The organism is Marinithermus hydrothermalis DSM 14884 (assembly GCF_000195335.1).
Classification (GTDB): Bacteria; Deinococcota; Deinococci; order Deinococcales; family Marinithermaceae; genus Marinithermus; species Marinithermus hydrothermalis.
Window position 1 is genome coordinate 410,846 of record NC_015387.1, and the last position, 12,702, is coordinate 423,547.

Sequence of the window (12,702 nt, forward strand, 5' to 3'; positions counted from 1 at the left end):
ACCGACTTTTTTACATGAGTCATCTAGCCGCTAGCCTTGCAAAACAAGGGTTCGGCGTGGTATAGTCCGTGGGGAAGGGAAATTATAGGGAGGTGAAGGTATGGCTAATAAGAAGACCGTTACGAAGGCCGACCTCGTCAACCATGTGGCGGAGACCACCGGACTGAAGAAAAAGGACGTGAAGGCCGTGGTGGACGCCTTCTTGAGCGAGGTGGCCGATATGTTGGACCGGGACTACAAGGTCCAGCTTACCGGTTTCGGTACCTTCGAGGTGCGCAAGCGCAAGGCCCGCACCGGCGTGAAGCCCGGCACCACCGAGAAGATCAAGATCCCGGCCTCGAAGTACCCGGCCTTCAAGCCCGGTAAGGCCTTGAAGGAGAAGGTCAAGGTCTAAACCCCTCAGGCGGTATCGCGGGGCGGGTTCTTCCCGCCCCGCGATGTTATGTTACGCGCCGCCAAGCGCCCCGCCGGGTGTGGAGCCGCCCGGCTTTGGTTTTACCTTGGGCACCACCCGCAGCGCCTGCCGTTCCTCCTCGTTCTCCAGGGCGGGGGCCTCGAGCGGCTGGCCCTCCACCACCCGCACGAACTCTTCAGCCGTGAGGGTCTCCCGCTCCAAGAGGGCGGTCGCCACCCGCTCGAGCACCTCCTTGTGCTCGAGGAGGAGGCTCCGCACCCGCTCGTACTGCTCGTCAATGAGTTGTTTGACCGCTTCGTCGATGCGGCGGGCGGTTTCTTCGGAGTACTGTCGGGTCTCGTATCCGCCCAGGTAGGTGTCCTCGCGGATCTGGTAGGCCACGTACCCGAAGGCGGGGTGCATGCCCCATTCGGTGATCATGCGTCGCGCCAGGGCCGTGGCCTGGCGGAAATCGTTTTCCGCGCCGGTGGTCACGTCGTCAAAGACGATCTCCTCCGCGGCGCGGCCGCCCAGGGCGACCGCGATCTGGTCGAGGAGGCGTTTGCGGCTCCAGTGGAGCACATCCTCCCGGCGGGGCATCATGAACCCGAGGGCCCGTCCACGCGGCACGATCGTGATCTTGTGGACGGGGTCCGCGTAGGGGAAGAAGTGGGCTGCGAGGGCATGGCCGGCCTCGTGGTAGGCGGTGATGCGCTTGTCGCGTTCGTTGAGCACCATGCTTTTCCGGGCGGGGCCCATGGCCACGCGGTCCGCGGCCTCGTCCAGGTCCTTCATCGTGATCTTCTTGCGGCCCTCACGCGCGGCGAGCAGGGCGGCTTCGTTCAGGAGGTTCTCGAGGTCCGCCCCGACGAATCCGGGGGTGCGTTTGGCGACCAGGGCGAGGTCCACGTCCTCGGCTAGGGGTTTGCCTCGCGCGTGGATGCGCAGGATCTGTTCGCGCCCTTTGACGTCGGGGGCGTCGATGGGGACCTGCCGGTCGAACCGGCCGGGGCGCAAAAGGGCGGGGTCGAGGATATCGGGGCGGTTGGTCGCGGCCATGACGATGACCGAGGTGTCCTTCTCGAACCCGTCCATCTCCACCAGGAGCTGGTTCAGGGTCTGTTCGCGCTCGTCGTTCCCGCCGCCGATGCCGCTGCCGCGCTTGCGGCCTACGGCGTCGATCTCGTCGATGAAGATGATGCAGGGGGCGTGGCGTTTCGCGGTTTCGAAGAGGTCGCGCACCCGGGCCGCGCCCACGCCGACGAACATCTCCACGAAATCCGAGCCGCTGGCAGTGATGAAGGGCACCCGGGCTTCGCCGGCTACCGCTCGGGCGATATGGGTTTTGCCGGAGCCGGGGGGGCCGACGAGGAGCACGCCGCGGGGGATGCGGGCGCCCATCTCGAAGAAGCGGTTGGGGTTTTTGAGGAACTCCACGATCTCCGAGAGCTCTTCCTTAGCTTCCTCTGCGCCGGCCACGTCCTTGAAGGTGACCTTGGGGGCTTCGGCGAGGATACGGGCTCGGCTTTTGGTGAAGTTGAAGGTGTTGTCCGAGGAACCCCCCCGGTAGTTTCGGGAGAAGTACCAGAACGCAGCGAAGACCAGGGCGATTACGACGAGGGGGAGAAGGATGCTCGCGTAGGGGTTGTCCCGGGGTGGGGGCAGGACCTCGACGGTGATGCCGCGGTTGTGCCAGGCCTCCGCGGTGGCGGTGTCGATGGGGCTGGGAGCGTAGGTCACGAACTCGCTGCCGTCCTTGAGCCGGCCGATGATCTGGCTTCCTTGGATGGACAGCTCTTGAACCCGGCCGGCTTGGATCTCGCTGAGAAAGGTGGAGTACTTCAGGGTTTTGGAAGTGCTTTGCGGGCTGCCGAGGCTGATGGCCCACGCGATGAGGATCGCCCCGAACAGGATGATCCAGAGGTTTAACGGAAGTCGTCGCATTGCTCCCCCTATCTATACCTCAGGGTACACCCTGGCCGGACGGGGAAGGTGGCGAAGGGCACAGCCGGTACTTGATATGAATATACTCAATTCTATTGACAAGGATGTTCGACAGTGATATCCTGTCAGGGGAGTTAGGAAAGGGGTGTTGCGCATGGCTAAAGCCGTAGGAATCGACCTGGGAACGACCAACAGCGTGATCGCGGTGATGGAGGGGGGAAAGCCGGTCGTCCTGGAAAACGCGGAGGGCGAACGGACGACCCCCTCGGTCGTCGCCTTCAAGGAAGGGGAGACCCTCGTAGGCCGCATGGCCAAGCGCCAGGCCGTCCTGAACCCGCTGGGCACGATCTTTGAGGTCAAACGCTTCATCGGACGGCGCTGGGACGAGGTCAAGGAAGAAGCGGCCCGGGTGCCCTACAACGTCGAGGAAGGACCGGACGGGGGCGTGCGCATCCGCGTGGGGGACAAGCGGTACACCCCCGAAGAGATCAGCGCCATGGTGCTGCGCAAGCTCGTGGACGACGCCTCCGCCAAGCTCGGGCAGAAGGTCACCAAAGCGGTGATCACCGTGCCCGCCTACTTCAACAACAGCCAGCGTGAAGCCACCGCGAACGCTGGCCGCATCGCGGGCCTCGAGGTCCTCCGCATCATCAACGAACCCACTGCGGCCTCGCTCGCCTACGGCCTCGACAAGAAGGAGAGCGAGACCGTTCTGGTCTTCGACCTGGGCGGAGGGACGTTCGACGTGACCGTCCTCGAGATCGGCGAGGGGGTGTTCGAGGTCAAGTCCACCTCCGGGGATACCCACCTCGGCGGTTCGGATATGGACCACGCCATCGTGAACTGGCTTGCCGAGGAGTTCAAGCGGGAGCACGGCGTGGACCTCAAGGCCGACCGCCAGGCGCTCCAGCGATTGATTGAAGCGGCGGAGAAGGCCAAGATCGAGCTCTCCTCCACCACCGAGACCACGATCAGCCTGCCCTTCATCGCGCTGGACCCGGCCTCCAAGACGCCGCTGCACCTGGAGAAGAAGCTGACCCGCGCGAAGTTCGAGGAGCTCATCCAGCCGCTCCTGCACCGCTTGCGGACCCCGGTGGAGCAGGCCCTTAAGGACGCGGGGCTCAGCGCCAACCAGATCGACGAGGTCATCCTGGTGGGGGGCGCCACCCGCGTGCCCGCCGTGCAGCGCGTCGTGAAGGAGATCATCGGGAAGGAACCCAACCGCTCGGTGAACCCCGATGAGGTTGTGGCGCTTGGCGCGGCCGTGCAGGCCGGCGTACTGATGGGCGAGGTGGAGGACGTGGTGTTGCTCGACGTGACGCCCCTCTCCCTCGGGGTGGAGACCAAAGGGGGCGTGATGACCGTCCTCATCCCGCGGAACACCACCATCCCCACCCGCAAGACCGAGGTCTTCACCACCGCGGAGCACAACCAGACGGCGGTCGAGATCCACGTCCTCCAAGGTGAGCGGCCCATGGCCCAGGACAACAAGTCCCTTGGCCGCTTCCGCTTGGAAGGCATCCCGCCCATGCCCGCCGGCGTCCCGCAGATCGAGGTGACCTTCGACATCGACGCGAACGGCATCCTGCACGTTACTGCCAAGGAGAAATCCACCGGCAAGGAGGCCTCGATCCGCATCGAGAACACCACCACCCTCTCCGAGGAAGAGATCCAGCGCATGATCGAGGAGGCCCAAAAACACGCGGAGGAGGACCGGCGCCGCAAGGAGCATATCGAGCTCAAGAACAACCTGGACACCGCACGCATCCAGGCCGAACGGATCATGCAGGAGAAGGAGGCCAGCCCCGAGGTCAAGTCCCGCCTCGAGGCCGCCGTGCAGAAGGCTAAGGAGCTGGTGGAGAAGGACGCGGAGGACGCCGAGCTTCGTCAGGCCACCGAGGAACTCCTCTCGGCCCTGCAGGCCTACGAGCAGGCTGCGCAAGGGCAAGGCGCGACCGCAGCCTCCGGCGCGTCCGACAAGAAGGACGACGACGTGATCGACGCAGACTACAAGCCGGCGGAGTAACGCCCTGGGGGCCGGCACGCCGGCCCCCACCCCCCTGACAGGAGGTCATTCATGGCGAACGAGAAGGACCTGACCCAGCCGGAGCAAGAACCGGACGTTCAACCGGAGGGCGAGGCGCAGCCGGACCGGGAAGCGCTCGAGGCGGAGCTGCAAGCCGCCCGCGCGGAGCTGCAAGCCCTCAAGGACAAGTACGTGCGCTTGCTCGCGGACTTCGATAACTACCGCAAGCGCACCGCAGCCGAGGTGGAGGCCGCCCGCAAGGACGGCGAGCTGCGCGTGCTGCGCGCGTTGTTGCCGGTCCTCGACGACCTCTCCCGCGCCCTCGAGCACGCCCAGGCCAGCCCCGAGGCGATCATCGAGGGGATCAAGGCCGTGCGGGACGGTTTCCGCCGCATCCTTTCCGGTATGGGGGTGGAGGCGGTGCCGGGCAAGGGCGCGGCCTTTGACCCCCGGTACCACGAGGCCATCGGGGTGCTGGAGGGCGAGGAGGACGGGCGGATCGCCGAGGTCTTCCAGGAGGGATTCACGTACCAAGGGGCTTTGGTTCGTCCGGCCCGGGTGGCGGTGACGAAGAAGAAGGACGAGGATCCCGAGGCGTGACCCTCGCCTGGCGCGGGCTCTTGGGGAGGTGTGCATGAGCTACAAGGACTACTACGCGATCCTTGGTGTTCCCCGCACGGCAAGTCAAGAGGAAATCAAGCGGGCATACAAAAAGCTCGCGCGGAAGTACCACCCCGACGTCAACAAAGAGCCCGGTGCCGAGGAGAAGTTCAAGGAGATTAACGAGGCCTACGCGGTCCTGTCCGACCCGGAGAAACGCCGGGTATACGACGCGTACGGCACGACGCAGACCCCGCCACCCCCGCCCCCGGGTGGGTGGCGCTGGGAAGGCACGGTGGACCCCGGGGAGTTCTCCGACTTCTTCCAAGAGTTGTTCGGTGAGGGCCTGTTCGGTGGCCTGTTCGGAACCTCCCGGGGGGGCCGCCGCAGCGCGAGGGGCGGGGTGAACTACGAGCTGGAGTTCCCGCTCTCCCTCGAGCAGGCGTACCGAGGCGGGGAGCAGCGCATCGAGGTGAACGGCGAACCCATCGTGGTGCGGATCCCGGCTGGGGTGCGCGAAGGGAGCCGGATCCGCCTCGCGGGCAAAGGCGGACCTGGCGTGCCCCCGGGGGACCTGTACCTCACCGTGCGCCTCAAGCCGCACCCCACCTTCCGCCTCGAGGGGGACGACGTGCACGTCACCGTGGATGTCCCAGCCCCTGTCGCGGTGGTGGGCGGCACGGTCCGCGTGCCCACCCTGGACGGCCCCGTTGAGCTCACCCTCCCGCCCCGCACGCAGACGGGCCGTAAGTTGCGGTTGCGTGGGAAAGGCTGGCCCAAGCGCGGCGGCGGTCGCGGGGACCAGTACGTCACGGTGCGGGTGGTGATTCCGGAGCACCCCTCCCCGGAGGAGGAACGGTTGTACCGGGAGCTGGCGCGCCTGTTGAAACGTCAGGGGGTGATCCGCTGATGCTGGTGCGCAGCGAACGCTACGGGATGGGGTTCCTGGAAGCCCAAGGCCTCTCCCGCGCGGCGCTCGAGGCTTACGTTGAGCTCGGGTTCGTGGAGCCGCTCGAGTGGTGCGGCGAGTGGTACTTTAGCCGCGAGGATGTCGAGCGGTTATTCCGCGCCGAGCGGATTCGGAGGGATCTCGGGGTGAACCTGGTGGGTTCGGTCCTCGTCGTGGAGATCCTGGAGCGTTTCGGGGCTTAGCCCGTCGCGTTCTCGTCCGGCTCACGCCGCGGTGGTGCGCCATCGCGGGCGTTTTGTTTGTGCAGCAGGGCGTGGAGGGCCTTCATCGCCCCGAGCGCGCGCGGAAACCCCATAAAGATCGCGGCCTGCAGGATCGTCTCCCGCACCTCCCGTACCGTCGCACCGGCCCGCAGGGCGCCCTCGAGGTGCGTGGCGAGCTCGGGGGGGTTCCCCAGCGCGATCAGGCTGGTGATGGCCAAAAGCTCGCGCGTTTTTAGGTCCAGCCCTTCCCGCGCCAGCACCTCCTCGTACGCGAACTCCGTGATGTACCGGTGCAGGTCCGGGTCCAGCTCCGCCAGCATGCGGTCGATCACCTCGAAACGCTCTCCCCACAACGTTTCACGAACGCTCATCGGCATCCCCCCAGGTGCCCCGGGCCCGGCCCGGGGGCTTCCCCTATGCTACCCGCTCCAGCACGCCCCGCAGATCCCCCAAGGCCTCCCGGTGCTGGCCGTAATGATCCACCCACACCGTTCCCAGGCCCAGAGCCTGGGCGGCTTGGATGTCGGCCTCGAGGCTGTCCCCCACGTGGGTGGCGGCCTCCGGAGGTACGGCGAGGGCCTCCAGGGCGGCCTTGAAGATCCGGGGGTCGGGTTTAGCGACCCCCACCAGCGCGGAGACCGCCAGGGTATCGAAGTGCTCCGCGAGCCCCAGCACCCGCAGGATGTGCGGGAGCAACCCATCCCAGTTGGAAACGACGCCCAGCCGGTACCCTCGGTACCGAAGCGCCTCCAGCACCTCCCGCGCGTGGGGCGCGAGCGGCCATATCGCCGGGTTATCCCACTGGCGTACCAGCTCCTGAGCGACCTTTTCCGCTTCGGGAACCCCTAAGCCCTCCAAAAGCGCGCGGTCAAACGCGTACCAGATGGCCAGCGCTTCCTCGAGCGTCGTGGCGGTGAGGTGGCGTTGCTGGTACGTGGCGAAGGCGGCGCGGGCTGCTTCCTTAAGGCGCGACCAGTCCGCTGGAAGGTTGCGTTCGGCGAGGAAGGGCTCGAGCCAGAGTTTGGGGTGCGTGAGGATGAGCGTATCTCCAATATCGAACAGAACTGCGCGTTTCATGGTTTTACTCTAGATCATTTGAGGGGCGGGGACCGGTTCCTCGAACCCGTTGGAGGGGGACAGCTGGGCAGGCTAAAGGCGAGCGGCTGCGTTCGCTTGACAAGGCGAGAGGGCTCGTATATCATCCTATGTGCCTGATCAGGGTGCGCCCTGAGGGCGAAAAACAAAGCGTGTGGCCCCGTGGTGTAGTTGGTTAACACACCCGCCTGTCACGTGGGAGATCGCGGGTTCAAGTCCCGTCGGGGCCGCCACAGGTGCCGAGGTAGCTCAGTTGGTAGAGCATGCGACTGAAAATCGCAGTGTCGGCGGTTCGATTCCGCCCCTCGGCACCACGCTTTTTATTGCGATCTCGCGGGGCGGCCTCCCAGTAGGCTGAGGGTCCCGCCCAACAGACCGCCAATCGCACCTCCGACCAACCCCGATGCGGCACCGCGTGCGGCGCTGAGGTGGGGCATGGCCCCGCCGAGCACTGTGCCGACCACGAGGCCCGCGGCGATTCCAGCGAGCAGACCCGCGCCGACGGCCACCGCTTGGCGGGGGGTTGCGTTCTGCACGAGCGCGCTGCTGAACGCGCCGACGATGCCGCCGCCTAGACCGCTCATGACCCCCACGACGATCGAGATGGCCCGGAGCACCTCGGGGGTTCCCTCGATGAGCGTTCCAGCAGCGGCCAGCGCCGCGCTGTACACGAGATCCATTCCCGATCACCTCCTTATTCCTTATGAGGAACTCGTGGCTTTTATTCTATTCGATTCGGGCGGCCGTTCTGGGTTGGCCGGGCTGAGGCAGGGCGCTGGGGGGGCTTCGTGGATTAGGGGGGAGCGGCTTTTGCCCTAGGCGTGCGGCTTGACAGGAATTAGGGGGTGTGTTAGGCTTTTAGCTCGGACGGGGTTGGATTCCCCGCCAAGCCCCCAGGGTGCCACCCTAGCTCAACCGGTAGAGCACCCGACTTGTAATCGGGCGGTTAGGGGTTCGACTCCCCTGGGTGGCTCCAGCTGCAGGTGCAGCGCCAAGCGTGGGCAGGTGCCCGAGTGGCCAAAGGGGACGGTCTGTAAAACCGTTGGCGTATGCCTTCGCTGGTTCGAATCCAGCCCTGCCCACCACACGCGGGAGTAGCTCAGTTGGTAGAGCATCGGCTTCCCAAGCCGAGGGTCGCGGGTTCGAGTCCCGTCTCCCGCTCCACGGGCTCGCGTAGCTCAGCAGGTAGAGCACACCCTTGGTAAGGGTGAGGTCGCCGGTTCAAGTCCGGCCGCGAGCTCCAGATTTTCAAGCGGTAACCGTGCCCGCCCGGTCTCCTGAGGAGGGGAGCCTAGCGGGCCGGTTAAACCTGTAGGGAGGACGGTTACGATGGCCAAGGGTGTGTTTGAGCGGACGAAGCCTCACGTGAACGTGGGGACGATTGGGCACGTGGACCACGGGAAGACGACGCTGACGGCGGCGATCACGTTTGCTGCTGCGGCGATGGACCCGTCGGTGGAGGTGCAGGACTACGACCAGATTGACAAGGCGCCGGAGGAGCGTGCGCGGGGGATTACGATCAACACGGCGCACGTGGAGTACAACACGGAGAAGCGGCACTATTCGCACGTGGATTGTCCCGGGCACGCGGATTATGTGAAGAACATGATCACGGGTGCGGCGCAGATGGACGGGGCGATTTTGGTGGTGTCGGCGGCGGACGGGCCGATGCCGCAGACGCGGGAGCACATTTTGCTGGCGCGTCAGGTGGGCGTGCCGTACATTGTGGTGTTTTTGAACAAGGTGGACATGGTGGACGACGAGGAGCTCCTGGAGCTGGTGGAGATGGAGGTTCGGGAGCTGTTGAGCCAGTACGAGTTTCCCGGGGATGAGGTGCCGGTGATCCGTGGTTCGGCGCTGAAGGCGCTGGAGGCGCTGCACGCGAACCCGAAGACGCAGCGGGGCGAGAACGAGTGGGTGGACAAGATTTGGGAGTTGCTGGACGCGATTGACGAGTACATTCCGACGCCGGAGCGGGATGTGGACAAGCCGTTCCTGATGCCGATTGAGGACGTGTTTACGATCACGGGTCGGGGGACGGTTGCGACGGGGCGCATTGAGCGCGGGAAGATCACGGTTGGCGAGGAAGTGGAGATTGTGGGTTTGGGGGAGACGCGCCGGACGGTGGTGACGGGTTTGGAGATGCACCGGAAGACGCTGTCGGAGGGTCTTGCGGGGGACAACGTTGGGGCGTTGCTGCGCGGTGTGGGGCGTGACGAGGTGGAGCGAGGCCAGGTGTTGGCGAAGCCGGGATCGATCACGCCGCACACGAAGTTTGAGGCGCAGGTGTACGTGTTGAAGAAGGAGGAGGGGGGCCGGCACACGGGGTTTTTTTCTGGGTACCGGCCGCAGTTTTACTTTCGGACGACGGACGTGACGGGTGTGGTGACGCTGCCCGAGGGCGTGGAGATGGTGATGCCCGGGGATAACGTGACGTTCACGGTGGAGCTGATCAAGCCGATTGCGTGCGAGGAGGGGCTGCGGTTTGCGATTCGCGAGGGCGGCCGTACCGTGGGCGCGGGTGTCGTCACCAAGATCCTGGAGTAATCCCCGCTTCTAGAGGGGGGAGGTGGCCTCCCCCCTTTCCCCCTGTCTGAAGAGGAGAGCCATGGCCAGCGACGTACGCATCAAAATCCTGCTCGAGTGCACCGAGTGCAAGCGCCGCAACTACGCCACCGAAAAGAACCGGCGCAACACCACGGGGAAGCTCGAGCTCCGCAAGCACTGCCCGTGGTGCAACAAGCACACGGTCCATAAGGAAGTTAAGGCGTAGCCATGGGGCGGATCATCGCTTACTTCCGCGAGGCACGGGCAGAGCTCGCCCGGGTGACCTGGCCGAGCCGGGAGGAGATCATCCAGTCCACCGAGGCGATCCTGCTCTTCACCTTGTTCTCGATGACCATACTCTGGGTCTATGACCTGGTGTTTGGTCAGTTGATGCGGTTGATCATCCGATGAGCATCGAATGGTACGCGGTCCACACCTACGTGGGGTACGAGGATAAGGTCAAGGCCAACATCGAGAAACGGGCCAAGGCCTTGGGCATGGAGGACAAGATCTTTCAAGTCCTCATCCCCACCGAGGAGATCGTGGAGCACCGTGAAGGCGGAAAGAAAGAGGTGGTGCGCCGCAAGCTCTTCCCAGGGTATGTCTTCGTGCAGATGGACCTCGGCGATAACCCCGAGGACCCCAACGAGGCCTGGGAGGTGGTGCGCCACACCCCGGGCGTGACCGGGTTTGTGGGGACCGCGACCCGCCCGGTGCCGCTCACGCCGGATGAGGTGCAAGGCATCCTTGAGGCCAGCGGCGTGGCGGGCAAGAAGGAAGGGCCCAAGCCCCAGGTTTCCTTCAAGGAAGGGGACGTGGTGCGAGTGGTTTCCGGCCCCTTCGCCGATTTTACGGGGGTGGTCAGCGAGATCAGCCCCGAGCGCAACAAGGTCAAGGTGCTGGTGTCCATCTTCGGGCGCGAGACCCCGGTCGAGCTGGATTTCTCGCAGGTGGTCCGCGCGTAACGGCTGGAGTCGGGAGCCGGGTCGGCTTCTGGCTTCAGGCCCTGCAGGCGTGAACACCCCGAATTACGGGGGAGCCTAGAGGAGGTCAAAAAATGAAGAAGGTTGTGGGTATTGTGAAGCTGCAGCTGCCCGCGGGCAAAGCCACGCCCGCGCCCCCGGTGGGGCCCGCGTTGGGCCAGCACGGGGCGAACATCATGGAGTTCTGCAAGGCCTTTAACGCGGCCACGGCGAACATGGGGGACGCGATCATTCCCGTGGAGATCACCATCTACTCTGATCGCTCCTTCACCTTCATCACCAAGACGCCCCCGGCCTCCTACCTGATCCGCAAAGCGGCGGGGATCGAGAAGGGAGCCCAGAAGCCGGGCCGTGAGAAGGTCGGCAAGATCACCTGGGAGGACTGCCTCAAGATCGCTGAGCAGAAGATGAAGGACCTGAACGCGGGCAGCCTTGAGGCCGCCGCGCGGCAGATCGCCGGGTCCGCCCGTTCGATGGGCGTGGAAGTGGAGGGGATGCCCGATGCCTAAGCACGGTAAGCGGTACCGCGCGTTGCTGGAAAAGGTCGACACTACGAAGACCTACGAGATCGACGAGGCGGCCCGGCTGGTCAAGGAGCTGGCCTCCGCCCGCTTCGACGAGACCGTGGAGGCGCACATCAAGCTCGGCATCGATCCTCGCAAGTCCGACCAGAACGTGCGCTCCACCGTGACCTTGCCGCACGGAACCGGCCGCACCGTGCGCGTGCTGGCCATCGCGAAGGGCGAGAAGATCAAGGAAGCCGAGGAGGCCGGGGCGGACTACGCCGGAGGCGAGGAGTTCATCCAGAAGATCCTGGACGGCTGGATGGAGTTCGACGCGGTCGTGGCCACCCCGGACATGATGGGCGCGGTGGGCTCCAAGCTGGGGCGGATCCTGGGGCCGCGCGGTTTGTTGCCGAACCCGAAGGCCGGCACCGTGGGCTTTAACATCGGCGAGATCATCAAGGAGATCAAGGCCGGCCGTATCGAGTTCCGTAACGACAAGACCGGTGTGGTGCACGCGCCCATCGGCAAGGCGAGCTTCGCGCCGGAACAAATCGCGGAAAACCTTCGTGCCTTCATCAAGGCGGTCGAGGCGGCGAAGCCCGAGGCGGCCAAGGGCACCTACCTGCGGAGCGTCTACATCACCACCACCATGGGCCCTTCCATCCGGGTGAACCCGTACTCCTAATGGAGGCCCGACTTGCGGTGCCCGGCGTTCCGCTTTAAGCTAACGGACGGCACCCCGGTGCGGACCGGCTCCGCGCCATGGAATGACGCTTAAGACAGCGGGGGGCACACGGCCTTAAACGAACAGGAAACCCCGCCGAGGCGCTTTGGGGGAGCGTTTCGAGGCCCGAGGTCCGGGGGACCCCCACCCCCACGGAGGAGGAAGACGTGCCGAGCAAACGCAACGTCGAGCTCCTGGCCCGCCTGAAGGAAACCCTGCAGGCTGCGGACGGCTCGTTCTTCCTGGTGAACTATCAGGGCCTACCGGCCGGTGATGAGTTCCAGCTCAGAAAGGCGTTGAAGGAGAAGGGAGCGCGCCTGCTTGTGGCCAAGAACACCCTGATCCGCATCGCGCTTCAAGAGCTGGGCTTGCCCGAGCTGGACGGGGCGCTGGCCGGGCCGACCGCGGTGGTGGTCTTCGAGGACCCCGTCGCTGCGGCGAAAGCCCTGCTAGACTTCGCCGAGAAGAACGAGAAGAAGATCCCCGAGGCTAAGGCCGGCTTGCTGCAGGGTCAGCTCCTCTCCCCGGAGGACATCAAGGCGCTGGCCAAGCTGCCCACCCTGGACGAACTGCGCGCCGAACTGGTGGGTACGCTGCAGGCCCCGATGGCCGAGATGGTTGGCGTGCTGGGCGGTGCAGCCCGCGAGTTCGTAGGCATCCTGGACGCGTACGTGAAGAAACAGAAAGAAGCGGCGTAAGCGAAGGTAGAG

The 12,702-nt window shown here is 65.3% G+C and carries 16 protein-coding genes and 6 tRNA genes; 18 read left to right on the plus strand and 4 right to left on the minus strand.

Annotated features, from left to right (window positions below; translation table 11 throughout):
- Positions 1-100 precede the first annotated feature (100 nt).
- Entirely contained in the window at positions 101-394 is a 294-nt protein-coding gene (locus MARKY_RS02185; protein WP_013703234.1) for an HU family DNA-binding protein, read from the plus strand.
- A gap of 51 nt (positions 395-445) precedes the next feature.
- On the opposite strand, the gene ftsH is transcribed toward MARKY_RS02185, so the two are convergent.
- Complete coding sequence (gene ftsH, locus MARKY_RS02190) at positions 446-2,338, minus strand: ATP-dependent zinc metalloprotease FtsH (protein WP_013703235.1); 1,893 nt, start codon at positions 2,336-2,338, stop codon at positions 446-448.
- A 154-nt stretch (positions 2,339-2,492) separates the two neighbouring features.
- Between ftsH and dnaK the strand changes: the two genes are divergently transcribed.
- Genes dnaK through MARKY_RS02210 form a run of 4 tightly spaced genes read left to right on the plus strand, consistent with a single transcriptional unit; the run spans position 2,493 to position 6,116 of the window.
- Positions 2,493-4,364 (plus strand): molecular chaperone DnaK, encoded by a 1,872-nt coding sequence (gene dnaK / locus MARKY_RS02195; RefSeq protein ID WP_013703236.1) that lies wholly within the window; start codon positions 2,493-2,495, stop codon positions 4,362-4,364.
- Positions 4,365-4,415: 51 nt separating this feature from the next.
- Positions 4,416-4,964: a nucleotide exchange factor GrpE gene (locus MARKY_RS02200; RefSeq protein WP_013703237.1), complete on the plus strand. Its 549-nt coding sequence runs from the start codon at positions 4,416-4,418 to the stop codon at positions 4,962-4,964.
- Between the two features lie 34 nt (positions 4,965-4,998).
- Positions 4,999-5,874 carry a DnaJ C-terminal domain-containing protein gene (locus MARKY_RS02205; protein ID WP_013703238.1) on the plus strand — a complete coding sequence of 292 codons (876 nt, stop codon included), beginning with the start codon at positions 4,999-5,001 and terminating at the stop codon, positions 5,872-5,874.
- The gene (locus tag MARKY_RS02210; protein WP_013703239.1) at positions 5,874-6,116 is read left to right on the plus strand and encodes a chaperone modulator CbpM; all 243 of its coding nucleotides are present in this window, start codon (positions 5,874-5,876) and stop codon (positions 6,114-6,116) included. Before MARKY_RS02205 ends, MARKY_RS02210 begins: the two co-directional genes overlap by 1 nt.
- On the opposite strand, the gene MARKY_RS02215 is transcribed toward MARKY_RS02210, so the two are convergent.
- Entirely contained in the window at positions 6,113-6,508 is a 396-nt protein-coding gene (locus tag MARKY_RS02215; RefSeq protein WP_052297194.1) for a carboxymuconolactone decarboxylase family protein, read from the minus strand. The genes MARKY_RS02210 and MARKY_RS02215 overlap by 4 nt on opposite strands.
- 43 nt (positions 6,509-6,551) lie before the next feature.
- Positions 6,552-7,214 (minus strand): HAD family hydrolase, encoded by a 663-nt coding sequence (locus MARKY_RS02220; protein ID WP_013703241.1) that lies wholly within the window; start codon positions 7,212-7,214, stop codon positions 6,552-6,554.
- A gap of 174 nt (positions 7,215-7,388) precedes the next feature.
- Between MARKY_RS02220 and MARKY_RS02225 the strand changes: the two genes are divergently transcribed.
- Positions 7,389-7,465 (plus strand) — tRNA-Asp (locus tag MARKY_RS02225).
- 5 nt (positions 7,466-7,470) lie between these two features.
- A tRNA-Phe gene (locus MARKY_RS02230) sits at positions 7,471-7,546 on the plus strand.
- A gap of 6 nt (positions 7,547-7,552) precedes the next feature.
- Here the strand turns inward: MARKY_RS02230 and MARKY_RS02235 are convergent.
- On the minus strand, positions 7,553-7,912 hold the full coding sequence (locus MARKY_RS02235; RefSeq protein WP_013703242.1) for a hypothetical protein: 360 nt from the start codon (positions 7,910-7,912) through the stop codon (positions 7,553-7,555).
- Positions 7,913-8,132: 220 nt separating this feature from the next.
- On the opposite strand from MARKY_RS02235, the gene MARKY_RS02240 reads away from it, so the two are divergent.
- From MARKY_RS02240 to rplJ, 11 genes are all read left to right on the plus strand, one after another.
- Positions 8,133-8,208 (plus strand) — tRNA-Thr (locus tag MARKY_RS02240).
- Between the two features lie 23 nt (positions 8,209-8,231).
- Positions 8,232-8,317 (plus strand) — tRNA-Tyr (locus tag MARKY_RS02245).
- 3 nt (positions 8,318-8,320) lie between these two features.
- Positions 8,321-8,396, plus strand: a tRNA-Gly gene (locus tag MARKY_RS02250).
- A 3-nt stretch (positions 8,397-8,399) separates the two neighbouring features.
- A tRNA-Thr gene (locus tag MARKY_RS02255) sits at positions 8,400-8,475 on the plus strand.
- A gap of 86 nt (positions 8,476-8,561) precedes the next feature.
- Positions 8,562-9,779 carry an elongation factor Tu gene (gene tuf / locus MARKY_RS02260; RefSeq protein WP_013703243.1) on the plus strand — a complete coding sequence of 406 codons (1,218 nt, stop codon included), beginning with the start codon at positions 8,562-8,564 and terminating at the stop codon, positions 9,777-9,779.
- A gap of 61 nt (positions 9,780-9,840) precedes the next feature.
- A complete protein-coding gene (gene rpmG, locus MARKY_RS02265; protein ID WP_013703244.1) occupies positions 9,841-10,005 on the plus strand; it encodes a 50S ribosomal protein L33 in 165 nt (54 codons plus the stop codon).
- Positions 10,006-10,007: 2 nt separating this feature from the next.
- Entirely contained in the window at positions 10,008-10,190 is a 183-nt protein-coding gene (gene secE, locus MARKY_RS02270) for a preprotein translocase subunit SecE (protein ID WP_013703245.1), read from the plus strand.
- Positions 10,187-10,744, plus strand: a complete 558-nt coding sequence (gene nusG, locus MARKY_RS02275; protein ID WP_013703246.1) for a transcription termination/antitermination protein NusG — start codon at positions 10,187-10,189, stop codon at positions 10,742-10,744. The genes secE and nusG overlap by 4 nt, the downstream gene beginning before the upstream one ends.
- 92 nt (positions 10,745-10,836) lie before the next feature.
- Complete coding sequence (gene rplK / locus MARKY_RS02280; protein ID WP_013703247.1) at positions 10,837-11,271, plus strand: 50S ribosomal protein L11; 435 nt, start codon at positions 10,837-10,839, stop codon at positions 11,269-11,271.
- A complete protein-coding gene (gene rplA / locus MARKY_RS02285) occupies positions 11,264-11,953 on the plus strand; it encodes a 50S ribosomal protein L1 (protein WP_013703248.1) in 690 nt (229 codons plus the stop codon). Before rplK ends, rplA begins: the two co-directional genes overlap by 8 nt.
- Before the next feature lie 206 nt (positions 11,954-12,159).
- Positions 12,160-12,690, plus strand: a complete 531-nt coding sequence (gene rplJ / locus MARKY_RS02290) for a 50S ribosomal protein L10 (protein WP_013703249.1) — start codon at positions 12,160-12,162, stop codon at positions 12,688-12,690.
- The last annotated feature ends 12 nt before the right edge of the window (positions 12,691-12,702 follow it).

Coding starts and splice junctions, on each gene's coding strand:
- MARKY_RS02185 (WP_013703234.1), top strand. CDS start 101: ATGGCTAATAAGAAGACCGTTACGAAGGCCGACCTCGTCAACCATGTG.
- ftsH (WP_013703235.1), bottom strand. CDS start 2,338: ATGCGACGACTTCCGTTAAACCTCTGGATCATCCTGTTCGGGGCGATC.
- dnaK (WP_013703236.1), top strand. CDS start 2,493: ATGGCTAAAGCCGTAGGAATCGACCTGGGAACGACCAACAGCGTGATC.
- MARKY_RS02200 (WP_013703237.1), top strand. CDS start 4,416: ATGGCGAACGAGAAGGACCTGACCCAGCCGGAGCAAGAACCGGACGTT.
- MARKY_RS02205 (WP_013703238.1), top strand. CDS start 4,999: ATGAGCTACAAGGACTACTACGCGATCCTTGGTGTTCCCCGCACGGCA.
- MARKY_RS02210 (WP_013703239.1), top strand. CDS start 5,874: ATGCTGGTGCGCAGCGAACGCTACGGGATGGGGTTCCTGGAAGCCCAA.
- MARKY_RS02215 (WP_052297194.1), bottom strand. CDS start 6,508: ATGAGCGTTCGTGAAACGTTGTGGGGAGAGCGTTTCGAGGTGATCGAC.
- MARKY_RS02220 (WP_013703241.1), bottom strand. CDS start 7,214: ATGAAACGCGCAGTTCTGTTCGATATTGGAGATACGCTCATCCTCACG.
- MARKY_RS02235 (WP_013703242.1), bottom strand. CDS start 7,912: ATGGATCTCGTGTACAGCGCGGCGCTGGCCGCTGCTGGAACGCTCATC.
- tuf (WP_013703243.1), top strand. CDS start 8,562: ATGGCCAAGGGTGTGTTTGAGCGGACGAAGCCTCACGTGAACGTGGGG.
- rpmG (WP_013703244.1), top strand. CDS start 9,841: ATGGCCAGCGACGTACGCATCAAAATCCTGCTCGAGTGCACCGAGTGC.
- secE (WP_013703245.1), top strand. CDS start 10,008: ATGGGGCGGATCATCGCTTACTTCCGCGAGGCACGGGCAGAGCTCGCC.
- nusG (WP_013703246.1), top strand. CDS start 10,187: ATGAGCATCGAATGGTACGCGGTCCACACCTACGTGGGGTACGAGGAT.
- rplK (WP_013703247.1), top strand. CDS start 10,837: ATGAAGAAGGTTGTGGGTATTGTGAAGCTGCAGCTGCCCGCGGGCAAA.
- rplA (WP_013703248.1), top strand. CDS start 11,264: ATGCCTAAGCACGGTAAGCGGTACCGCGCGTTGCTGGAAAAGGTCGAC.